The organism is Luteibacter sp. SVR4-7G (genome assembly GCF_056755555.1).
In genome coordinates this window covers 12,080-33,843 of the sequence record NZ_JBPGXO010000045.1, presented here as the reverse complement: position 1 = coordinate 33,843, position 21,764 = coordinate 12,080, and the positions used below count along the sequence as shown (strand labels likewise).

General features: G+C 68.6%; 23 protein-coding genes. 10 read left to right on the top strand and 13 right to left on the bottom strand.

Annotated features, from left to right (window positions below; translation table 11 throughout):
• Positions 1–115: 115 nt before the first annotated feature.
• The 3 genes from ACR9ZH_RS15495 to ACR9ZH_RS15485 all read right to left on the bottom strand — a co-directional run bounded on the left by ACR9ZH_RS15495 (position 116) and on the right by ACR9ZH_RS15485 (position 2,748).
• The gene (locus tag ACR9ZH_RS15495) at positions 116–307 is read right to left on the bottom strand and encodes a type II toxin-antitoxin system antitoxin (RefSeq protein ID WP_481291657.1); all 192 of its coding nucleotides are present in this window, start codon (positions 305–307) and stop codon (positions 116–118) included.
• 7 nt (positions 308–314) lie between these two features.
• Positions 315–1,181, bottom strand: coding sequence for an SPFH domain-containing protein (locus ACR9ZH_RS15490; protein ID WP_481291656.1), 867 nt, complete (start codon positions 1,179–1,181; stop codon positions 315–317).
• 73 nt (positions 1,182–1,254) lie between these two features.
• A complete protein-coding gene (locus ACR9ZH_RS15485; RefSeq protein ID WP_481291655.1) occupies positions 1,255–2,748 on the bottom strand; it encodes a transglutaminase-like domain-containing protein in 1,494 nt (497 codons plus the stop codon).
• Positions 2,749–2,892: 144 nt separating this feature from the next.
• On the opposite strand from ACR9ZH_RS15485, the gene purT reads away from it, so the two are divergent.
• From purT to ACR9ZH_RS15460, 5 genes are all read left to right on the top strand, one after another.
• The gene (gene purT / locus ACR9ZH_RS15480; protein WP_481291654.1) at positions 2,893–4,074 is read left to right on the top strand and encodes a formate-dependent phosphoribosylglycinamide formyltransferase; all 1,182 of its coding nucleotides are present in this window, start codon (positions 2,893–2,895) and stop codon (positions 4,072–4,074) included.
• 67 nt (positions 4,075–4,141) lie between these two features.
• Positions 4,142–5,848, top strand: a complete 1,707-nt coding sequence (locus ACR9ZH_RS15475) for a hypothetical protein (protein ID WP_481291653.1) — start codon at positions 4,142–4,144, stop codon at positions 5,846–5,848.
• Between the two features lie 8 nt (positions 5,849–5,856).
• Positions 5,857–6,690 (top strand): SDR family oxidoreductase, encoded by an 834-nt coding sequence (locus tag ACR9ZH_RS15470; protein WP_481291652.1) that lies wholly within the window; start codon positions 5,857–5,859, stop codon positions 6,688–6,690.
• Positions 6,691–6,787: 97 nt separating this feature from the next.
• The gene (gene mrcB, locus ACR9ZH_RS15465; protein WP_481291651.1) at positions 6,788–9,118 is read left to right on the top strand and encodes a penicillin-binding protein 1B; all 2,331 of its coding nucleotides are present in this window, start codon (positions 6,788–6,790) and stop codon (positions 9,116–9,118) included.
• 3 nt (positions 9,119–9,121) lie between these two features.
• Positions 9,122–9,634 carry a tetratricopeptide repeat protein gene (locus ACR9ZH_RS15460; RefSeq protein WP_481291650.1) on the top strand — a complete coding sequence of 171 codons (513 nt, stop codon included), beginning with the start codon at positions 9,122–9,124 and terminating at the stop codon, positions 9,632–9,634.
• Positions 9,635–9,805: 171 nt separating this feature from the next.
• On the opposite strand, the gene hemE is transcribed toward ACR9ZH_RS15460, so the two are convergent.
• The 4 genes from hemE to ACR9ZH_RS15440 form a co-directional block, all read right to left on the bottom strand.
• Complete coding sequence (gene hemE / locus ACR9ZH_RS15455; RefSeq protein ID WP_481291649.1) at positions 9,806–10,876, bottom strand: uroporphyrinogen decarboxylase; 1,071 nt, start codon at positions 10,874–10,876, stop codon at positions 9,806–9,808.
• Positions 10,866–11,129 (bottom strand): WGR domain-containing protein, encoded by a 264-nt coding sequence (locus ACR9ZH_RS15450; protein ID WP_481291648.1) that lies wholly within the window; start codon positions 11,127–11,129, stop codon positions 10,866–10,868. The genes hemE and ACR9ZH_RS15450 overlap by 11 nt, the downstream gene beginning before the upstream one ends.
• Before the next feature lie 271 nt (positions 11,130–11,400).
• Complete coding sequence (gene aroB / locus ACR9ZH_RS15445; protein WP_481291647.1) at positions 11,401–12,474, bottom strand: 3-dehydroquinate synthase; 1,074 nt, start codon at positions 12,472–12,474, stop codon at positions 11,401–11,403.
• A complete protein-coding gene (locus ACR9ZH_RS15440; RefSeq protein WP_481291660.1) occupies positions 12,474–13,004 on the bottom strand; it encodes a shikimate kinase in 531 nt (176 codons plus the stop codon). The genes aroB and ACR9ZH_RS15440 overlap by 1 nt, the downstream gene beginning before the upstream one ends.
• Positions 13,005–13,011: 7 nt before the next feature.
• On the opposite strand from ACR9ZH_RS15440, the gene ACR9ZH_RS15435 reads away from it, so the two are divergent.
• Entirely contained in the window at positions 13,012–13,854 is an 843-nt protein-coding gene (locus ACR9ZH_RS15435; RefSeq protein ID WP_481291646.1) for an NAD-dependent epimerase/dehydratase family protein, read from the top strand.
• 61 nt (positions 13,855–13,915) lie between these two features.
• Here the strand turns inward: ACR9ZH_RS15435 and ACR9ZH_RS15430 are convergent, their stop codons facing one another.
• Complete coding sequence (locus tag ACR9ZH_RS15430; protein WP_481291659.1) at positions 13,916–14,782, bottom strand: kinase; 867 nt, start codon at positions 14,780–14,782, stop codon at positions 13,916–13,918.
• Between ACR9ZH_RS15430 and pdxH the strand changes: the two genes are divergently transcribed.
• From pdxH to ACR9ZH_RS15415, 3 genes are read left to right on the top strand one after another with little or no spacing between them, the layout of a single operon-like run.
• Positions 14,781–15,368: a pyridoxamine 5'-phosphate oxidase gene (gene pdxH / locus ACR9ZH_RS15425; protein ID WP_481291645.1), complete on the top strand. Its 588-nt coding sequence runs from the start codon at positions 14,781–14,783 to the stop codon at positions 15,366–15,368. The genes ACR9ZH_RS15430 and pdxH overlap by 2 nt on opposite strands.
• 20 nt (positions 15,369–15,388) lie before the next feature.
• Positions 15,389–15,829, top strand: a complete 441-nt coding sequence (locus ACR9ZH_RS15420) for a secondary thiamine-phosphate synthase enzyme YjbQ (RefSeq protein ID WP_481291644.1) — start codon at positions 15,389–15,391, stop codon at positions 15,827–15,829.
• Positions 15,829–16,626, top strand: a complete 798-nt coding sequence (locus tag ACR9ZH_RS15415) for an ABC transporter substrate-binding protein (protein WP_481291643.1) — start codon at positions 15,829–15,831, stop codon at positions 16,624–16,626. The genes ACR9ZH_RS15420 and ACR9ZH_RS15415 overlap by 1 nt, the downstream gene beginning before the upstream one ends.
• A 90-nt stretch (positions 16,627–16,716) precedes the next feature.
• Here ACR9ZH_RS15415 and ACR9ZH_RS15410 read toward each other — a convergent pair whose 3' ends face one another.
• Genes ACR9ZH_RS15410 through ACR9ZH_RS15390 form a run of 5 tightly spaced genes read right to left on the bottom strand, consistent with a single transcriptional unit; the run spans position 16,717 to position 21,243 of the window.
• Positions 16,717–17,418, bottom strand: a complete 702-nt coding sequence (locus tag ACR9ZH_RS15410) for an arginyltransferase (RefSeq protein ID WP_481291642.1) — start codon at positions 17,416–17,418, stop codon at positions 16,717–16,719.
• Between the two features lie 34 nt (positions 17,419–17,452).
• Positions 17,453–18,946, bottom strand: a complete 1,494-nt coding sequence (locus ACR9ZH_RS15405) for a GAF domain-containing protein (protein WP_481291641.1) — start codon at positions 18,944–18,946, stop codon at positions 17,453–17,455.
• The gene (locus ACR9ZH_RS15400; protein WP_481291640.1) at positions 18,939–19,568 is read right to left on the bottom strand and encodes a biliverdin-producing heme oxygenase; all 630 of its coding nucleotides are present in this window, start codon (positions 19,566–19,568) and stop codon (positions 18,939–18,941) included. The genes ACR9ZH_RS15405 and ACR9ZH_RS15400 overlap by 8 nt, the downstream gene beginning before the upstream one ends.
• Positions 19,569–19,961: a hypothetical protein gene (locus ACR9ZH_RS15395; protein ID WP_481291639.1), complete on the bottom strand. Its 393-nt coding sequence runs from the start codon at positions 19,959–19,961 to the stop codon at positions 19,569–19,571.
• Positions 19,962–19,971: 10 nt separating this feature from the next.
• Positions 19,972–21,243: an alkaline phosphatase family protein gene (locus ACR9ZH_RS15390; protein WP_481291638.1), complete on the bottom strand. Its 1,272-nt coding sequence runs from the start codon at positions 21,241–21,243 to the stop codon at positions 19,972–19,974.
• A gap of 53 nt (positions 21,244–21,296) precedes the next feature.
• On the opposite strand from ACR9ZH_RS15390, the gene ACR9ZH_RS15385 reads away from it, so the two are divergent.
• Positions 21,297–21,704 carry a hypothetical protein gene (locus ACR9ZH_RS15385; protein ID WP_481291637.1) on the top strand — a complete coding sequence of 136 codons (408 nt, stop codon included), beginning with the start codon at positions 21,297–21,299 and terminating at the stop codon, positions 21,702–21,704.
• Positions 21,705–21,764: the final 60 nt, after the last annotated feature.

The following is a 21,764-nucleotide window of genomic DNA, read 5'->3' as shown; positions in this document are numbered from 1 at the left end:
ATGTAGGAGCGCGCCTGCGCGCGACATCTTTTGAGGCCGACCCTAGGAGCTGGCGCACCGACGTGTGGGTACTCAAACCCGCAGCACAAACGCGAGAGCGCGATCCCGCGATCCCTCACGACTCCCCAGGATCTTCCACCGCCTCCACCTTCCGCGGCTTCAGCCGCCCCGTGCGACGCAGTGCATCGCGCAGCACGTATTCGATCTGCGAGTTGAGCGAGCGCAGCTCGTCCTCCGACCATGCCTGCATGGCTTCGAGGACGGCTGCGCTGATGCGCAGCGGATAGGCTTTTTTCTCGGCCGGCACGCGGGATTCAGCTATACAGCGTGCCGGCGTTGACCACCGGCTGCGTGGCGCGGTCGCCGCAGAGGACCACCAGCAGGTTGGAGACCATGGCGGCCTTGCGCTCCTCGTCCAGCTCCACCACGCCCTGCGCGCGGAGCTGGTCCAGCGCCATGGCGACCATGCCTACCGCGCCGTCGACGATGCGCGCGCGTGCCGCGACGATGGCGCTGGCCTGCTGACGCTGCAGCATGGCCTGGGCGATCTCCTGCGCGTAGGCGAGGTGGCTGATGCGGGCTTCGATCACCTGCACGCCGGCCTTCTGCAGGCGCGCCTCGATTTCCTGGCGGAGATGATTGTTTATCTCTTCGCCATGGCTGCGCAGCGAAGGCTTCGAGTCGTCGTGCGCGTCGTAGGCATAGCTCTGCGCCATCTGCCGCAGTGCGGATTCGCTCTGGATCTGCACGAAGTTCTCGTAGTCGTCCACGCAGAACACGGCCTCGGCGGTGTCCACCACCTGCCAGACCACGATCGCCGCTATCTCGATCGGGTTGCCATCGTTGTCGTTGACCTTCAGCCGGCTGCTTTCGAAGTTGCGTACGCGCAGGCTCACCGGACGGCGCGTATAGAAAGGATTGGTCCAGCGGAGGCCTTCCCGGCGCTCCGTGCCAGCGTACTTGCCGAACAGCTGCATGACCTGGCCCTGGTTCGGCTGGACCTGGAAAAAGCCTTTGGCAAGGAAGGCAAAAATCGGGACCAGCACGATGCCGGAGGCGGCCAGGGGCTGACCCTCACGCACCACCGTGGTCACGATCCCTCCCGCCACCAGCAGGATCAGGACGATGAACGCGATGAGGGACGGAATACCCGGCAGCGACGGCGAGGATCGTTCGTTCATGGCGGATGGACCCCTGGTATGGAGGGGTCAAGATATCATTATGATATCAATTTTTCTAGCCGGGGGGGCCGGGTCAGGGTGCCCCGCGCCCGCCGGGAGGCGGCCCCGACGCGTCACTGGGGGCCGGCATGTCCATCAGGTTCGACCCGGGAATGGCGCGGTCTATGCGGATCCGGTTCAGCACGTTCATGGCGGAGAAGAACCGCCAGGGTTCGCCACTGCCGGTGCCCAGGGCAATGTGCGACGAGTCGAAGCGGCGTTGCGCGGAATCGAAGCTGATCCAGCGGTCGTCGATCCAGGCCTGCGTCCATGCATGCGGTACGAAGACCCGGGTAGCTCCGCCCATGCGTTCGGCATACACGATGCCGGTCACGACGCGCGCGGGGATGCCCAGCGACCGCGCCATCGCCGTCAGCAGCACGGCATGCTCGGTGCAGTCGCCACGCCGCGTCGCCACCGTTTCCAGCGCCGAGGCATAGCCCACGTCGAGTCCCTTTGCATTGATGTAGTCGGAAAGGAAGGAGCGCAGCCTGCGCATGCGCTGCAGGTCGGTCCTGGCGTCACCCACCGCCTGCCTTGCCAGCGCGAGGATTTCAGGGCTTTCGGACTGCACCCAGGCATTCGGTTCGGTGTCTTCGGGAAGCGGCCCCAGTTCGTCGCCATGCCGCATGCCGAAGCCGACGTCCACGATATAGACGCCATCGCCTATCGGCCGCACCACCTGTTCGTCGGTTTCGATGAAAGGATCGGGGCCGGCGCCGCGCACCGTGATCGTGTAGCGGACGGGCGCCACGCGAAGCGCCGCCACCATGGGGCGCGGCGAAGAAATCATCGCGGCGCGGAGGAGGTCGATGTCCTGGTTGGGAGCCTGCGCGCACGCTTCGCTGCACGCGGCCATTTCCAACCGGAAGCCCAGCAGCGGCGCAAGGCTGCGGCGGATGAAGCCGTTGTCGTCGACCCAGATGTCCACGGACTGATCGGTTTTCGCATTGACGATCGACTGCCGGAGGTGGTGGAGCGTCTCCCTCGTATCGTCCGGCATGGCGACCACCTCGTCGCCGACGACCTCCACGTCCACGTTCGCGACCTGCTGCCTGACCGAATCGAAATTGCGCAGACGGTAGACCGTGCCCGCCTTGAAGCCCTGGGCCACCATGGCCAGCCTCTGCCCCTCGGCGAGCGTTGCGCCGGTCGGCCAGATCAGCAGGTTGATCTTGGATTGCCCGCCGACGGTGTTCGCCACCTGGAACATGCCATCGGCACGCACCTCCCCGCTCGCCAGGTTTTCCTGTGAGGACATGCGCGTGCTGGCGTAGAAGGCGAGGGGATTGCCCGACTCGGACTCGGTGGAGCGCAGTTCCGTCCGCAAGGTCATGGGCGTGCGCGAGCGGGTCATGCGGAAGTCCAGCACCTGCCAGGTGACGACCTTGCCGGCCTGGACCTGGCGGTCGATCTGCAGGCTGCCCACCTTGCGTCCATCCAGGAGTACGGTCATCCAGCGCTCTTCCGCCATGGAAGCGGCGGGAATGGCGCACAGTACGGCGAGGACGGCAAGAAAGCGTCTCATGAGCGTACTTCCGGATTGTTGGGGACGGCTCCATCACATCACGTTCGCGGCGCGAGTCAAGTCCCCCGTTGGTCACGAGCGGGTGGCGCGCGCCGCGGCGCGCGGCCGCTAGAATCGGGGCCGACACTTCCCAGGACCCTTTCAGTGATGACTTTCGGCACGCCGCACACCCCTACCGCCTTCAAGGTGCTCCTGCTGGGCTCGGGCGAACTCGGCAAGGAGGTCGCCATCGAACTGCAGCGCTTCGCGGTGGAAGTCGTGGCCGTGGATCGCTACGAGAACGCGCCGGCGATGCAGGTGGCGCATCGCAGCCACGTCGTGGACATGCTCGACGGCGCTGCGTTGCGTGCGGTGATCGAGCAGGAAAAGCCCGATCTCGTGGTGCCCGAGGTCGAAGCCATCCATACGCCTACCCTCGTCGAGATGGAAAGGGAAGGGCTCAAAGTGATCCCGACGGCGAAAGCCGCATGGCTCACCATGGACCGCGAGGGCATCCGCCGCCTGGCCGCGGAGGAACTCGGCCTGCCCACCTCGCCGTACCGCTTCTGCGACGACCGCGACAGCTTCCTTGCTGCTATCGAGGCGCTCGGCACGCCCTGCGTGGTGAAGCCGGTGATGAGTTCGTCGGGCAAGGGGCAGAGCGTCGTGCGCCGCCGTGAGGAAGCCGACGCGGCGTGGGAATACGCGCAGTCCGGAGGCAGGGCGGGCAAGGGGCGCGTGATCGTCGAGGGCTTCGTGGATTTCGACTACGAGATCACGCTGCTCACGGTGCGCCATCGCGATGGCGTGTCGTTCTGCGCGCCGATCGGCCACCGCCAGGAAGAAGGCGATTACCGCGAATCCTGGCAGCCGCAAGCGATGAGCGACGCCGCGCGCGCAGCGGCCGAGCGCCAGGCCGACGCGATCACCGCCGCGCTTGGCGGACGCGGGGTGTTCGGCGTCGAGTTCTTCGTGCGCGGCGACGAGGTGATCTTTTCCGAGGTGAGCCCACGGCCGCACGACACCGGCCTGGTCACGCTGATCTCGCAGGACCTGTCCGAGTTCGCGCTGCACGCCCGCGCGATCCTCGGCCTGCCGGTGCCTGAGATCCACCTGTTCGCGCCCGCCGCGTCCTGCGCCGTGCTGGTCGAGGGTGAGGGGACGGCTCCCAGGTACCACGGCGTAGCCGAGGCGCTCGCCGAAACGGGCACGATGCTCCGGATCTTCGGCAAGCCGGAGGTGCGCGGCCGACGGCGCATGGCGGTGACCCTGGCCCGTGCGCCGACCGTCGAGGAAGCGCTGGCGAAGGCGAAGCGCGCGGCCGGCCGGATACGCGTGGAGCTGTGAGGCGGCCTACAACGGCCGTTCACGCCCGAATGTTAAGCTGCGACGCTCCTATGGACGATCCAACCCCATGAGCGGACGCAGAGACAACAACGACCGCGACTCGCGCGGACGCACCGAGCCGACCCTGGGCCGGCTCGACGACCTCGACCGGCCGACGCCGCCGGCCGACGACGGCCTGCCTCACATCGTCGTGGACGAACCGCGCCGTCGCGCCACGCCGGCACCTCCGCCAGCGCGGGCGCCGCGCAAGCGCGGCTGGCTCATTCCCGTCCTCGTGCTGGTGCTGATCGGCGCGGTCACGGGCTTGTGGTTGCAGCAGGACCGTCTGCGCAACATGCTGCCCGCCACGGAGTTGAACGACACGCTCGCCCAGGCCAACCGTGCCCTGGACGCAGGCAACCTGGACGGCACGAACGGCGACAGCGCGCGTGAGCTCTTCGAAAAAGCACGCGACCAGCAGCCCGACAGCGACCAGGCCCGGGACGGCCTGCGCCGCGTTGGCCTTGCCGAGGTCGCGAAAGCGGATGCGGCGCTCAACGCCGGCCGGCTCGACGAGGCCGAGGCCGCGCTCAACACGGCGCGCGAGCTGCTTGGCGGCGGCAGCGACGTGGAACGACTCTCCCAGCGCCTCTCCCAGGCGCGCAATCCCGAGAACCATACCGAAGCCCTGATCGACCAGGCGCAGAAGGCTTTCGCTGCCGGCAAGCTCGACGGCGACGACGGTGCCGGCGCGTTGTACCGGCGCGTGCTCGACGCGGACAAATCCAATGCCGTGGCGGCGCGCGGTCTCGACAAGGTCGGCGATGCGCTCGCGGCGCAGGCGCGCCAGGCGATCGCCGCCAACGACAAGGCGAAGGCGAACGCCATCGTCGACCGGATCGCCATCCTGGTGCCGGGTTACGGCGATCTTCCGTCGCTGCGCGCCGCGCTGGCGGAGACGAAAAAGCAGGACGGCCAGGCCGTCGCGGCACTCGTGCAGCAGGGCAACGAAGCCTTGCGCGCCGGCCGTTTCGTCGGTGACGGCGACGACAACGCGCTCGCCCGTTTCCAGGCCGCGCTCGCGGCGGACCCCGACAATGCCGATGCGAAGGCCGGACTCGGCCGCGTCGCCCAGGCGCTCATCGTGCAGGCGAATGCCGCGATCGACAGCGAAGACGATGCCCAGGCCACGCGGCTGCTCGACCGAGCCGCGAAGCTCGCGCCGAAGTCCGCCGAACTGGCGGCCGCGCGTGCGCGCATCGGCGGCGGCGAAACGAGGCCTGCCGCGGCCGACGACGGCGTCCGCGCTGCCGGGGGCGATGCCGTGCCCGAAGCGTCGATGGCCGTGAGCCCGGAGCAGAAGGCGAAGGTGGCCGATCTCGTCCGCAGGGCGCAGGCGGCGACGGCCCGGGGCGACATCATGGATCCGCCCGGTGACAGCGCCTACGACCTCTATCGCAACGCGCTCGCCATCGACGGCAACGATCCCGCCGCCCGTGCCGGCCTGCAGGGCCTGCCCACCCAGGTGGAGAAGCAGATGCAGCAGGCCGTCGCGAACGGGAACGTGCAGCGTGCCGAGAACCTATATTCAACCCTGTCCGACCTCGCCCCCGGCGACGCCACGCAAGGCGAATTGCGCCATCGCCTCGGCAGCGCGTGGATCGACAGCGCGCTCCAGCGCGCGGGGCAGGGCGATCGCCAGGGCGCCTTCCAGGCCCTTGAGCGCGCCCGCCGCTACGCCCCGGACGACCCGCGGCTGCAAAGCGCCTACGAGCGCATCGCGACGGGACGTTGAGTGGCGGCATGACGGTGCTGGTCATCGGGGCGTCCGGCCAGATCGGCCGCTTCCTGTTGCCCCGGCTTACCGCGCAGGGCATCGATTACCAGGCCCTGAGCAGGCAGGCCCGGCCCGCCGACCCGCGCTGGCTGCTCGGAGGGCTGCCCGATGCGATGCCCGACCTTCCGCCGCTGCGCGCGGTGGTCAGCCTCGGGCCGCTGGACCACCTCGCCCCCTGGCTGTCGGCGACCCGCCTCGCCGGTACACCGCATATCCTCGCCACCTCGTCGATGAGCGCCGAGACCAAGCGGGATTCGGACATCCCGACGGAGCGCGACCTCTCGCGCCGCCTGCGCGATGCGGAAACCACCTTGATCGCCACCTGTGCCTCCCGCGGCATGCCGTGGACCCTGTTTCGCCCCACGCTGATCTATGGCGCGGGCGAGGACAAGAGCCTGACACCCATCGTCCATGCGGCCCGGCGGCGAGGGATCTTCCCGATTCCGTCGGGCCGCGGGCAGCGGCAGCCGGTGCACGCCGACGACATCGCCGTGGCGATCATGGCCGCCCTCGCGTCGCCGTTCGCGCGAGGGCGCACGTTCCCGATAGGCGGTGGCGAGCGCATGAGCGTGGCGGAAATGTTCCGGCGGGCCCGGCGCAGCGCGGGCGGGCCCACCGTGCCGGTACCTGTTCCGCGCTTCGCGCTCCGGGTCGCCGCCCGTGCCCTGCCGGCCCTGCGTGGGCCCGTCGACCGCCTCGATAGCGACCTGATCGCCGACAATGGCGAACTGGAGCGCGTCCTGGGGGTGCATCCGCGTCCGTTCCAGCCGGTTCCCGGAACCTGGTACCCGGGCGCCTGACCGCCAGCGCCACCGCTTTGCCAGCATCCGTTCAGATGGGCGCCGGGAGAGTGCCCCTATCATCCCTCGCACGTCTCTTCCCCAGGACCTCCCCGCGTTGGCTTTCCTGAATCGTCTCGGCTCCTTCCTGCGCACCAGCTGGCCCTGGCTCCGCATTCCTTTCTGGCTGCTGATGGGCCTGGTGTTCGGCTTCCTCCTGCCTTACACCCTGATCCTCAACGCGCGGCTGCAGGATCGCTTCAACGATCTTGTGTTCGCGGTACCCACGCGCGTCTACGCGCGGCCCCTGCCGCTGGCGCAGGGCGTGCCGATGACGCCGGCGGCGCTCGAACTGGAACTGACCTTCGCCGGCTACACCACGGAGGGCGGCGGCAAGATCCAGGGCAGCTATTCGAAGAACGGCTCGCGCTTCCTCATCGCCTCGCACGGGTATGCGGGACCGGACGGCGGCGAGCTGCCGCATCGCATCCGCGTGTCGCTGTCGAACGGCCAGGTCGCATCCGTCGTCGACGACACGAACGACAAGCCGATCAAGTCGATCCACCTGGATCCCGCGCGTATCGCCACCCTGTACGGCGCGCAGCAGGAAGAGCGCCGCATCGTCCGCCTCGAAAACGTGCCTCCGCTGCTCGTGCAGGGCCTGCAGGCGGTCGAGGACCGCGACTTCAAGAGCCATATCGGCCTCGATTTCTCGGCGATCCTGCGCGCGTCCTTCGCCAACCTGCGCGCGGGCCACACCGTGCAGGGCGGTTCCACGCTCACCCAGCAGCTGGTGCGCAACCTCTTCCTCGACCGCAGCCAGAACATGCTGCGCAAGGTGAACGAGGCGATCCTCTCGCTGCTCATGGAAGCGCATTACTCGAAGGGCCGCATCCTCGAGGCGTACGTCAACGAGGTCTTCCTCGGCCAGCAGGGCAACCAGGCCGTGCACGGTTTCGCCGCTGGCGGCGAGTTCTTCTTCGGCCGCCGTCTCGAAGACCTGCGCCCGCAGGAGATCGCGCTGCTCATCGGCCTGGTCAAGGGGCCGAGCTATTACGATCCGCGACGCTACCCGGACCGCGCATTGGCGCGGCGCAACCTCGTGCTGCAGCAGTTCCACGACACCGGGCTGCTCGACGACGCGCAGACGAAAGCCGCGCAGGCCACGCCGCTAGGCATTGCCGCGAACGCCCAGCTGCCGCACAACCGCTTCCCCGCGTTCATGCAGCTCGTCCGCTCGCAGATCACCGCCGACTTCGACGAAGCGGCCCTGCGCGACGGCAGCCTCTCGATCTTCACCACGCTCGATCCCGCGGCGCAGTTGTATACGGAGCAGGCGATCCTCACGACTGCCAAGGCGCTGGGCAAGCGCGGTGCCGCGGCGCAGGCGGCCGCGGTCGTCACGGATACCACCAACGGCAGCGTGCTCGCCGTCGTCGGCTCGCGCGATCCGGGCGAGCAGGGCTTCAACCGAGCGCTGGACGCGCGCCGGCCGATCGGTTCGCTGGTGAAGCCGCTGGTTTACCTCGTGGCGCTGGCGCAGCCGTCCCGCTGGTCGCTGGCCTCGATCGTGGACGACTCGCCGATCAATATGCGCCAGCCGGACGGCAAGCCGTGGACGCCGCAGAACGACGACCGCGAGATCCATGGCCAGGTGCCGATGCTCGACGCGCTGGTCCATTCGTGGAACCTCGCGACGGTGAACCTGGGCCTGCAGGTGGGCGTGCCGCGGATCAAGGGCTTCCTCGAGTCATTCGGGTTGCAGGACGTGAATCCCAGCCCATCGCTGCTCCTCGGTGCGGTGGACCTTTCGCCGCTGCAGGTCGCCCAGCTGTACGAATACATCGCCGCCGACGGCCATGCGCTGCCGCTGGTCGCCGTGCGCGGCGTGATGGACGCCAAGGGCCAGGCGATCAAGCGTTACGAGGTGAAGGGCGGCGAGGGCGAGTACCAGACGGCCACCCGGCTCACCACCTGGGCCATGCAGCAGGTGGTCACCAGCGGCACCGCCGCGGCCATCGGCAATTCGGGGCTGTCCTGGCTGCATGCCGCGGGCAAGACCGGTACCAGCGACAGCCAGCGTGACAGCTGGTTCGCCGGTTTCACGGGCGACCGTCTCGCCATCGTCTGGATGGGCCGCGACGACAACAAGCCCACCGGCCTCTACGGCGCCACCGGCAGCATGCGCGTCTGGCAGGAACTGTTCCGCAAGATGCCTACCCGTCCCCTGCCGACCACGCTGGGCGACGGGCTGGAAATGGCCTATGTGAATCCGCAGACGGGCAAGCGCACCGACCCCTCCTGCGAAGGGGCCCGCCCGTTCCCGTTCGTGTCCGGTTACGTGCCGGAAGCGGAGGAGGGCTGTTTCTGGCAGCGATTCAAGGGTATGTTCGGCGGCGATGCCGAGCCTGCGCCGGCGACCCCAGTACCCAGTAATCCTACGGATTGACCCATGCATCGCCTTCGTTTCTGTGCCATTGCCACCGTCGCATTCGTCGCTGCCTGCAGCCAGCCCGCTCCGCCGCAGGCCACTCGTCCCAGCAAGCCCACGTACGACATCGTCGCCCAGGTCCGCGCCGCGGGCGAACGCGAGAAATCCGCGATCGAAGTCGCGCCGCTGCGCGACCCGGGCGTGCAGGGTCTGGAGCAGGCCGCGCAGGCGGACGAACGGGCGGGCAAGTACGACGAAGCCGACGCGAAGCTGATGCAGGCGCTGAAGCTTGCCCCGGAAGCCCCGGAACTCATCCAGGACCGCGCCGAGATCGCCATCCGTCGCCAGGACTACCCGCTGGCCGAGAAGCTGTCGAAGCAATCCTTCGAGATGGGCCCGAAATCCGGCAGCCTGTGCGCCCGCAACTGGCAGACCGTGGTGGAAATGCGCCTGCAGGCCGGCGACGCCAACGGCGCGAACGCCGCCCGCGGCGAACTGGCGAAGTGCCACATCGCCGGTCCCAACCGCTTCTGACCGCTCGCCGCCAACCGCAGTCCCTTCGTTGTAGGAGCGCGCTTGCGCGCGACATGTTTTGAGGCCGTGACCTGAAGCTCGCGCGTGAGCGTGGCGACTGCGGCGAAAAGATGTCGCGCGCAAGCGCGCTCCTACAGCTCCCGCGGCGAACAGGGGTCGCGCGTGAGGAGCCTAGGCGTTGCGGATCGCCCGGCCGTGCTCGTGCACGGTATCCACCAGCACCTTCACGTTCTCCGGATCGACTTCAGGCGTGATGCCGTGCCCCAGGTTGAACACGTGGCCCGGGTGGTTGCCGAAGGCATCCAGCACCGCGCGCGCTTCGCGTGCCACGACATCGGGCGACGCGCGCAGCACCGCCGGGTCCAGGTTGCCCTGCAGGGCAACGCGGTTGCCTACGCGGCGGCGCGCCTCGCCGATGTCCAGGGTCCAGTCCACGCCGAGCGCCGCACAGCCGGTATCGGCCAGCGCCTCGAGCTGGGACCCCGCGCCCTTCGAGAACAGGATCACCGGCAGGTCGCGGCTCGCCGGATCGGCCTTCAGCGCCTCGACCACCTGGGCCATGTAGCGCAGGGAGAACTCGCGGAACGGCCCCGGACCGAGCAGGCCGCCCCAGGTATCGAACACCATCAGCGCCTGCGCGCCGGCCTGCGCCTGGGCGACGAGGTAGGCGGCGACCGAGCGGGCCACGGTGTCGAGCAGGCGGTGGGCAAGCGCGGGCTGGTCCCATGCCAGGGCCTTCACCCGCGCGAAATCGCGCGAGCCCTCGCCCTCCACCATGTAGCACGCGAGCGTCCAGGGGCTACCCGAGAAACCGATCAGCGGAACGCGTCCGTCCAGTTCCTTGCGGATCAGGCGCACCGCGTCGATCACATAGCGGAGCTCGCGATCCATGTCCGGCACGGCCAGCGCCTCGATGGCGGCGGCGTCGCGCAGCGGACGTGCGAAGCGCGGACCCTCGCCCTGCTCGAACGACAGACCGAGGCCCATCGCATCGGGAATGGTCAGGATGTCCGAGAACAGGATGGCGGCATCCAGTTCGAACCGCTCCAGCGGCTGCAGCGTCACTTCGCAGGCGTATTCCGGGTTCGTCGCAAGGCCCATGAAGCTGCCGGCGCGCGCGCGGGTGGCGCGGTACTCCGGCAGGTAACGGCCGGCCTGGCGCATCACCCAGAGGGGCGTAGTGTCGGTGGGTTCGCGGCGGAGGGCGCGGAGGAAACGATCGTTGCGGAGCTCAGCGGCCATGCGCCGACTCCTGGCCCTGGCTGAACATGAGTTTGAAGCCTTTCCTGATCTGGGCGTCGCGCGCCTTGGTGAAGGCGGCCAGCGCGGCGTCGTGGTCCACGAAGACCTCGCGCTTGAGCATGGCCTTGCCGCCCTGCACGCCGCTCTCGCGGTACAGGGTCCAGCCGCCGAGCAGGTCCTGCTCCAGCGTGATCTGGACGTAACGGGGCGACTCCGCCCCCGCTTCGGGCATGGTTTGCAGGTAGATCCGCATCAGCGATCCGTGACAGGCGCAGGGCCGATTATTGTAGGCGGTTTGCCGCCAAGCTGCGTGGCCATTGTAGGAGCGCGCCTGCGCGCGACGGCTTTTAGCGACAGAGCAGCAGGCCCTGCGGCTCGTGGCCTCAAAAAAGAGCAGCAGGCCCTGCGGCTCGCGGCCTCAAAAGATGTCGCGCGCGAGGCGCGCTCCTACAGTCCGGTCCCGGTCCCGATCCCGATCCCGGTTGCGGTTGCGGTCGCGGGTTGTGGGTCGCAGTATGTGGGGATCAGCCGGGGCGGAGCACGTCGAGCACGGCCTCTTCCGGCACGCCCGACACGATCTCGGCCTTGCCGATGCCGCGCCAGAGGATGAGGCGCAGGGTCCCGGCGCTGTTCTTCTTGTCCAGCCTCATCAGCTCCAGCAGACGGCTGGCTGGGTGCTGGCCCGAGGTTTCCGTGGGCAGGCCGAGGCGGCCGAGCAGCGCGACCAGGCGGGACGTGTCCCCGGGGCCTGCCATGCCGAGCCGTTCGGAGAGACGGGCGGCCAGCACCATGCCGACGGCCACGGCTTCGCCGTGGAGCAGTTCGCTGTAGTTGCCGGCGGTTTCGAGAGCGTGCCCGAAGGTGTGCCCGAGGTTGAGCAGCGCGCGTTCACCTTGCTCGGTTTCGTCGCGCGACACGACGCCCGCCTTGTACGCGCACTTGCGCGCGATCGCTTCGATCAGCGGCGCCTGCTCGCGCGCGGCGAGGGCCTCGGCATTCGCTTCCAGCCAGGCGAAGAAGCCGGGATCGCCGATGGCGGCGCCCTTCACGATTTCGGCCATGCCCGCACGGTATTCGCGCTGCGGCAGCGTGCGCAGCAGGTCGATGTCGGCCAGCACGCCGCGCGGCTGGTGGAAGGCGCCGGCCAGATTCTTGCCCACCGGCAGGTTCACGCCGGTCTTGCCGCCCACCGAGGAATCGACCATCGACAGGAGGGTGGTCGGCATCTGGATGAAGTCGATGCCGCGCATCCAGCACGCGGCGGCGAAACCGGCGAGGTCCCCGACGACGCCACCACCGAGGGCGATGACGCAGGCGTCCCGGGTGGCACCGAGCTGGCCAAGCGCGTCCAGCACGCGGCCCACGTTCGCGAAGGTCTTGTGCGTTTCGCCGTCGCCCAGCAGGAACGACGACCAGTGCAGGCCTTCGAGACCTTTCGCCAGCGTGTCGAGGTAAAGCGGGGCGACGGTGGTGTTGCTCACGACGAGCACGTGCCTGCCGCGGATGAGCGCACGCCAGCGCGCGGCGTCGCCGAGCAGGCCGGGGCCGATCCAGATCGGGTAGCTGCGACCCGCGAGGTCGACGTGCAAGGTTTCCATCAGCTGCGTTTCCAGTGGCGGTCGAGGAGGGCGATGGCGCGGGGAACGGCATCGTCGACGCTTTCGTGGCGTCCGCGGAAGATCAGGTCCGCGATTTCTTCGTACAGGTGGTTGCGATGTTCGGCCAGCGCTTCCAGGCGGCCGCGGCGGTCGCCGCCGGCGAGCATAGGGCGCACGGTGTCGTGGCGCAGGCGGTCCAGTTGTTCGTCCACGTCGACGCCGAGCATGAGCACGGTGCCGCGGGACATCAGGATCTCGCGGTTGGCCGGATCGAGCACGGCGCCGGCGCCGGTGGCGAGCACGATACCTTCGCGCAGACTAAACTCGTCCAGATGCGCGCTTTCACGCGCGCGGAAACCCGCCTCGCCTTCGTTCGCGAAGAGCTCGGCGATCGTGGTGCCGCAGCGCGACTCGATCTCCACGTCGAGGTCGACGAAGGGCAGGCCGTAATGCGCCGCGAGGCGCTGTCCGATCGAGGTCTTGCCGGCGCCCGTGGGGCCGACGAGGAACAGGTTGGGCGAAGGATTCATCGCGCTCATGCTAGCAACAAGCCTTTCCCGTAGATACGAGACGGTGCTGGTCGCAGGGGCCGGCGACGTCGGCACCCGGCTGGCGCGGCGGCTGGCGGCGGAAGGCCGCCAGGTCTTCGCGCTGCGCCGCGGTGAGGCCACCGGCGGCGATGGCATTACCTGGCTGCGCGCCGATCTGACGCGTCCGCAGACGCTTTCCGGCCTGCCTGGGGTGGAAGCCGTCGTTTTCGCGCCGTCGCCCGATGCGCGCGATGAAGCGGCATACCGCGCGGTCTTCGTGGATGGACTGCGTCAACTGCTGGACGCGCTGCCGTCGCCGCCGTCGCGGACGCTCTTCGTCTCGTCTTCCGCTGTCTACGGCGAGCATGGCGGCGCCTGGATCGACGAGGACACGCCACCGGATCCGCCGGGGTTCAATGGCCGCGTGCTGCTGGAAGCGGAGCGCTGGCTGGCCTCGCGGGGCGTGGGCGGGGTGTCGCTCCGGCTGGCCGGGCTGTACGGACCGGGGCGCACGCAGTTGTTCGAACGCTTGCGGGAAGGTAAGGCCGCGGTGCCGCGAGGGAGGCCGGTGTATGCCAACCGCATCCACGTCGACGACGCGGCGGCAGCCCTGGCCTTTCTGCTCGATCTGGCATCGCCGGAGCAGGTTTACGTTGGCGTCGACGACACGCCGCTGCCGATCGACGAGCTTTACGATCACCTCGCCCGGCTGATCGGTGCGCCGTTGCCGCCTGATGGCCCCGGCCCGGCCGGCGTGGGAAACAAGCGCCTCTCCAACGCGCGCCTGCGCGCCGCGGGTTTCCGCTGCACGTGGCCCGACTCCCGCAAAGGCTACGCCGCCCTGGAGTAGGAGCGCGCCCTGCGCGCGACAGCCTTTAAGCGAGAAGCTGCAGGGCCTGTTGCTCAAAGCCTCAAAAGATGTCGCGCGCAGGGCGCGCTCCTACGCCGGTCGGAGAGCGGTGCTCGTCGAGACAGAAAACCAGGTCGGCTTTGTCCGGCAGCGTCTCCAGCGCGCGGCGGCTGATCCGCTCGTAATGCTGGAGGAATCGCGTCAGCGTCGGTCCATCCATCGCGCCCGGTTCGCCGCGCTCGCGCAGCGGCGCCTCGGCTTCCGCGCGCCACGTCGCCACGATCTCCCATGACGGCGCCTGCAGCACGACCAGCGCGTCGATGCGCTTCCAGACCGGCAGGTACTCGGCGAGATGCGCATCGACCCATTGGCGCCAACGGCTGTCGGGATCTTCGTCGCGCTCCAGGGCATTGACCGGCTCGGCCAGCGCCGATGCATCTGCAGCCGGTTCGACGCCAAGACACCACCCCTCGAGCACGATGAGCTTCGGCGGTTCGGCGATCGCAGGCCATAACGCGCTGTCATAACGGTCGTCATGCCCCTTGTCGAAGCGCGGGATCGCTATCGGCGTTTCGGGCGTGGCCTTGGCGAGCGCATAGAGCGTCGAAGCGAGCAGGGCAAGATCGTGCGTGCCCGGCACGCCCCGCGTGCGGAGGAGCGGGTGCACCTCGACAGCGAGCGCCTCGCGCTCCGCGCGGGTGAGGTAGACATCGTCCAGCGACAAGGACACGGCAGCCCAGCCCCGCTCCCTCGCCGCATCGATGAGGCGCGCGGCGAGCGTGCTCTTGCCGCTGCCCTGCAGCCCGGAGAGGCCGAGTACGAACGGCTGCTCCGCGCGTGCCACGTCGCGTTCGAAACAGCCAAGGACGGTGTCGGCCAGCGTGCTAGCATCGGTGGATTCCATGCCCGCAGCATAGCCCACCGTCATGCTCACCCCACAGATCCTCGACACCTTCCGCGGCCTCCTTGGCGAGGCCAAGGCCAGCGGCGACCCCGAACCCACGGCCATGACCCTTTCCACCGTGGACGCGGGCGGCCGCGTGCATTCGCGCATCGTGCTGCTCAAGGCGATCGACGAGAAGGGCCTGCGTTTCTTCACCAATTACGAAAGCGCCAAGGCCGGCGAAATCGCCCAGCACGCCCAGGTGGCGCTGTGCTTCCACTGGAAGCAGATTCGCGAAGGCATCCAGGTGCGTTTCGAGGGCCGCGCCACGAAGACCGGCGCCGGGGAGTCGGATGCGTATTTCGCCACCCGCGCGCGCGGCAGCCAGATCGGTGCCTGGGCGTCGAAGCAAAGCCAGGAACTGCCGGACCGGCAGACCTTCGAGGACCGCGTGGCGCACTACGAGAAAGAATTCGCCGGCCGCGACGTGCCGCGTCCTCCGCACTGGGGCGGTTACCTGGTGGAGCCGGATCGCGTGGAGTTCTGGTACGGCGCCACCTTCCGCCTGCACGAACGCATCGTGCACGCCGTGGACGGTACAAGCTGGACGAGCCGCCTGCTCTATCCCTAGAGCGTCCCCAGGAGTCGACCATGAGCCGAGCCCAGCCCGTCCAGCACGTTGCACAGACCACGTTCACCGTGCATACGCGTGGGCGGTCGCTCAACGAAGTGACCGACCGTATCGCGGAAGCCATCGTGGCCAGCGGCGTCGGCACCGGCATTGCGCACGTCTTCGTGCAGCATACGAGCGCCTCCCTGCTCGTCGGCGAGAACGCCGATCCCACCGTGGTAGCCGACCTGGAGCGTTTCTTTGCACGCCTGGTGCCCGATGGCGATCCGCTGTTCCGTCATCGTGACGAGGGGCCTGACGATATGCCCGCCCATGTCCGCTCGGTGTTGACCGGCGTGTCGCTCTCGCTGCCCGTGCACGGCGGCAAGCCCCTGCTCGGCACGTGGCAGGGCGTGTTCCTCTACGAGCACCGCCACGAAGCGCACCAGCGCAAGATCACCGTTACCGTTTCAGGTCATTGATGTCCGACGCCTACCCGCAACGCATTGTCTGCCTCACCGAAGAACCGACCGAAGTGCTCTACGCCATCGGCGAGGAACACCGCATCGTCGGCATTTCCGGCTTCACCGTGCGTCCACCGCGGGCGCGCAAGGAAAAACCGAAGGTCTCCGCATTCACCAGCGCGAAGATCGGCCAGATCCTCGACCTGAAACCCGATCTCGCCATCGGTTTCTCCGACCTGCAGGCCGACATCGCACAGGAGCTCATCCGCGCCGGCGTGGAAGTGTGGATCAGCAACCACCGCAGCGTGGACGGCATCGTCGCGTACATCCGCCGCCTGGGCGCCATGGTCGGGGCCACGGCGAAGGCGGAGGAACTGGCCCGGCGTGCCGAGGCGCACCTCGCGCAGATCGCCGCACAGGCCGCGGCGCTGCCACGCCGCCCGCGCGTCTATTTCGAAGAATGGGACGAGCCGCTCATCACCGGCATCCGCTGGGTGGGCGAACTGGTGCGCATCGCCGGCGGCGACGACGTGTTTCCCGAACTGCTCGAGGAGCCGCTGGCGAAGCAGCGCATCCTCGCCGATCCGATGGAAGTGGTGCGCCGCGCGCCGGACATCGTCTTCGGTTCCTGGTGCGGCAAGCGCTTCCGGCCGGAACACGTGGCCGCGCGCCCCGGCTGGGCCGACATGCCGGCGGTCCGAGGCGGCGAGATGCACGAGATCAAGTCGCCAATCATCCTGCAACCCGGGCCGGCGGCGCTGTTCGACGGGATAGAAGCAATGCACCAGGTCATAGCGCGCTGGGCCAACCGGTAGGAGCGCGCCCTGCGCGCGACAGCTTTTCGCGAGGAGCAACAGGCCCTGTAGCTCACGGCCTCAAAAGCTCAGCGCGCGCAGGGCGCGCTCCTACGGCATCGGGATCCAGCGGCCGTGCCGGCGGATCTCCAGCGGCTTGAACCGGCGTTTGTAATCCATTTTCGGGTGCCCGGCGATCCAGAATCCCAGGTACACGTAAGGAACACCGCGGCGGCGCGCCAGTTCCACTTGCTGCAGGATCCCGAACGTGCCGAGGCTGCGCGCCTCTTCGTCCGGGTCGAAGAACGTGTAGACGGCCGAAAGGCCGGCTAGCGCGATATCGGTCACGGCCACGCCAAGCAGGCGCCGCCCCTGGCGAAATTCCAGGAACAGCGTCGGACTCCAGGGGGCGGCGAGGAAGCGCTGGAAATCTTCCGCGTCCGCCGCATCCATGCCGCCGCCGCTGTGCCGCGCGTGCAGGTAGCGCTGGTAGAGCGCGTGCCGCTCGGGGGTGAACCCCGGCATCTGCTCGCTCACCGTGAGGTCGGCGTTGCGCTTCAGACAACGGCGCTGGCCGCGATCCGGCGAGAAGTTGTCCACGTCGATGCGGCAGGGCACGCAGGCCTGGCAGGCGTTGCATTGGGGCAGGTAAAGATGGCCGCCGGCACGGCGGAAGCCCTTGGCCAGCGCGGGCCCATAGAGCCGGTCGAGGTGCGGCGCGCCCGGGTCGACCACGAGGTTCTGCGCCGTCCGCTCGGCGAAATAGCCGCAGGTATGCGGCAAGGTCTGGAACAGGCGGACACGGTCGGTCATGGACCGATGTTATAGCGCCACGGCGTACGGCGCGTCACCGCGACCTTTCGATCAGTTCACGCAAATAGCGCGCCGACTCCAGGTGCTGGTGCGACCAGGGCCGCGAGCGTCCGCGCACGGTTTCCTGCCAGATATCGAAGCTCTGCCGTGGCGACAGGCGCGCACCGGGGATCGTTTCCAGCTTGGCCAGCGAGGGATTGCCGCCCCAGCGCACCTGCCGTACCTGCGCCGCGCGCGTCCACATCACGGCATCGCCGGATTCGAACGACAGTGGCAGGTAGATCGCGCCGGCGGCGAGTTCCGTGATGGACGGGTCCGCCAGTTCCGCGTGCCACGCGCCGATTTCGTCGGTGTGCAGCACGTCGCCGGCGATATCCTCCTTGCTGGCGACGTCGCGGATGCGCCGCACCGCGGACTCCGAGGGAATGAGGCCGTGGCGCACGACGCGGCCCCCGGTGAAGATGGCGACGCCATCCGCGTCGACCACTTCGAGCAGTTCCGGTGCAAGTCGGGCGAGTAGCTCAGGGTCCATCCGGTCGCTTTCGTCGAACGCCGTGATCAGTTTCTCGCGCACGGTGAGCAAGGTGCTTTCGACCTCGATTTCCGCCAGCTCCTCGATCTCGGCCACCCGCATGGCGAATGTCCGGGCCATCGCTTCGGCCGCGGCTCGCATGCGGTGGTCGGCGAAGAAGGGGCTGTAATGGTGGCAGGAGATGAGCCCCCAGAGCCCGCCGTCCACGATGATGGAAGCCACCAGCGTCGCCGTCACGCCCATGTTGCCGAGATACTCGAGGTGCACCGGCGATACGCTGCGCAGCGATACGTCGCTGAGGTCCGTGGCCGCGCCGGTGACCGGGTCGTGGGCGGGCACGATGCGCGCCGGCACGTACTTGCAGTCGCTGATCTGGCGCACGCGGTTGCGCAGGTAGAGCACGCGGGCCTGGGCGGGGATGTCGCTGGCCGGGTAATGCAACCCCAGGTATGCCTCGAGGTCATTGCGCCGCTCTTCGGCGATGATCTCGCCGTGCCAGTCGCGATCGAAGCGATAGACCATCACGCGGTCGTAGCCGAGGAGGTTGCGGATGGCACGCGCGACGCGCGCAGCAGCGCGCCCCACGCCGGGATCGCCCTCGAGATCCCGGGCCAGATCGCGGGCGGCGTGGACCGGATCGTCCTCGAAGGCGGGCTCCCCGGGTTCGGTCTCGATGAGCCAGCGCATGTCGTACGTATGCACGGCCGCGTACCAAGGGCGTTCCTTACGCGACCGGGGGAAATCCACCGGTACCCAGCCGCTGTGCAGCGGACGTCCGCCGTCGAACAAGTCGTCAGGCAGGTGGACGACCTCGTGCAGGCTCGAGCCGAGCGCGGTTTCGGCGTCGACGCCTGTGACATCGTCGATGTTCTCGCTGACCTGCAGGATCGCACGGGTAGCGGCGTCGACGACGATCAAGGCTCCATGCGGCTGGACCGATCCGGGAATATGGATGGGCTCGCGATCGCAGGCGGTGAGGTCGGGAAGCTCAGACATGCGTGGCATCGTCCTGTAGCGCCTGGCGAAAGCGAACGAACATGCGCAGCGCGCCGTCGATGGCTGCCTGCAGCGCGGCCGGCTCGGCCAGCACGCGGTCGAGCAGCGCCCGGAAGCGGTGCCACGGTTCGTCGGCGCTTTCGCCGATGGCGTAGAAATGGTGGGGAAGGGCCGGGAACCTGTCGCGCAGGCGCTTCACGATCACGCGGCCGCCCAATGCGGAGCCTTCGACGACATAAAGCTCACCCCAGTACTGTAGGAGCGCGCCTGCGCGCGACGGCTCTTCGCGGGCCCGCAGCAGGGCCTGTGGCTCTTCCCGAAAAGCTGTCGCGCGCGAGCGCGCTCCTACATGGATCAGGTCGCGTTCCAGTGCGGTCGCGCGGGAGAGGTAGGGCCAGTCATGGATCGAGCCGATTTCGGCCAGCCAGTCCGCGCGCGCGGCCTCCCATTCGCTCAATAACCGCCATTGCGCGTCGAGCAACTTGCGGTAGCCGGCCTCGTCGATCGCACCGTCGAGCAGTCTCTGCGTGACGGGCGTCGCCTCGGCTGCTTCGTGCGCGGCACGCGTGGACTCGCGAAGGGCGATGTGGGCTGGCGGCGTGGCTGCGCTGGCGCCGTCCACTCAAAGCACCTGGGTGGCCCTGAGCACGGCGATCAGCATCACCCCGGCGACGACGGCGAGCACCATGAGGCGCACGCGCGCGGCGGTGCGCTGGGGCCGCGGACGGCTGTCGGGCTGGCGATGCATCTGCAGCTCCTCCTGGAACCTGACCACCGGCTCGATACCGATGTCCTTGAGGAGGCCGCGCGCTTTCGGGAAGTCGTCGGCGCTCTTCACCCAGACCTGCGGCCAGCTGTTGCGGTCGTCGTTGCGCTGCGAATAACTGAAGCGCTGGTACGTGGGGCGGTTCCAGGTGGAGCGGTTGGTCACCGTCGTCTCGATGCCGTGCTCGGTGAGCAAGGCCACGATACGGTCGATGTTGTCCTGGCGGGGCGAGGTATAGATCTGGCGCATGGGCCCGATTCTACGGGAATCGGCCGACGGGGGCTTCGGCCTTGCGCAACGCGCCCTTCACGGCGTCGAGGCTGCCGTCGTTGGGCAACGGCGGCAGGCCGAGCAGGTGCGCCAGCAGGGGATAGACGTCCACGTTCGGGAACGGCGGGATGGTGGCGCCCTGGGCGATGTCCGGCCCATGGGCCACGAACAGGGCACGCATCTCGCGGGCGAGGTTGTCGTAGCCGTGCTCGCCGCGCGACATGGGATCCGTGCGCCTGGCCAGGGTTTCGTGGCTGGTGATGGCCCAGCCGGTCTCGGCGAGGCAAAGATAGGCCGGCACGCGGGGGTTTTTGCCGTAGTCCAGACGCGCCGGCAGGTCTTCCTTGCGATAGCAGCGCATGTGCGCATGCGGGCCCAGGAGGCGCGCGACCGCACGTGAGCCGTCCACGCCCGGCTTCGGATTGAAGGTGGCCATCACGCCATAGGAGACGGCGTCGAGGGCGTCGAGGTCGGTCTCTTCGTCGGCGAACACGATGTTGCCGCGCGGCACGTCGGCCATGCCATGGTCCGAGACGATGATCAGGTTCGTGGTGTCGTAGAGACCGCGCCGGCGCAGCTGCGCGACGAGGTAGCCGAGCGCGTCGTCGACCTTGCGCAGGGCTTCGTCCACTTCCTGCGAGTCCGGGCCGAACTCATGTCCCGCATGGTCGACGTCGTCGAAGTAGAGCGTGTCGAACACGGGCTTCCGGCGGTCCCCGTCGATCCACGCAAGCAGCTTGTCGATGCGTTGCCGTGGCGTCAGGGCGTCGTCGAACGGGATCCAGTGGTCCGGCCGCACCCCGTGGATCCTGGCCTCCGTGCCAGGCCAGAACATCGTCGCCGTGCGCAGGCCGTGTTTCTGCGCCGTGACCCAGATCGGCTCGGCTTCCGCCCACCAGCGGCCGTCCGCGGTGGCATCGCGATTGCCGAGGCTGAACTTGCCTAGCGCGGGGTCCTTCATCGTGTTGTTCACGATGCCGTTGCGGTCCGGAACGCGGCCGGTCACCAGGGTGTAGTGGTTGGGAAAGGTCAGCGAGGGAAACGAGGGCAGCATGTACGGCGCCGTGGCGCCGTCCTTCGCGAGTGCCACAAGGTTAGGCGTGAGGCCGCGGCCGATGTAGTCGGCGCGGAAGGCGTCGATCGACACGAGCAGCACGGTATGCGGAGCGGTGACGGGCTCGGCCGGGCGCGTGGCGCATCCGGCGACCGGCAGCAGGAGCAGCGTGAGCAGGGCGCTCCAGCGGGACAACATGGCGTTCATGGGCGACGACGTAGGCTTTAAGGCAAACAATCCTTCCATGATGGACGAGTCCCATGACCAATTCATCACGCAAAATCCTGCTGGGCCTGTTCGCCGCGTTGCCCGTGCTGGCGGCGGCGCAGACCCAGCCGGCGCAACCGGTTCCCCCGCCGCGTCCGAAGCCCGTCGTCATCACCACGCAAAGCGCGAACCAGCAGTGGCAGCGCCAGGTGGATCGTCAACAATTGCAGGACCGGCAGAACCAGAACGCCCTGCGCGAGCAGCTGCGCCAGGGCAACCTGGACCGCCAGCGGACGAACGCCACCGATCCGGCCCTGCGCAGCCAGCTGGACGCCGCCGATCGCAGCGAGCAGCAGCTCTACAGGGCCCGCCAGGACGCAGCCGCGCGACGCTACCAGACGCTGCCGCAGCCGGCGACCGCGCAGCCCGCCCCAGCCCGCTCAGGCACGGCCGGCCGCTAATCCAAAGCCTCCCACAGTCCACACTGGCGAGGCGTCGGGCGGCGGGACCATAATCGGGGA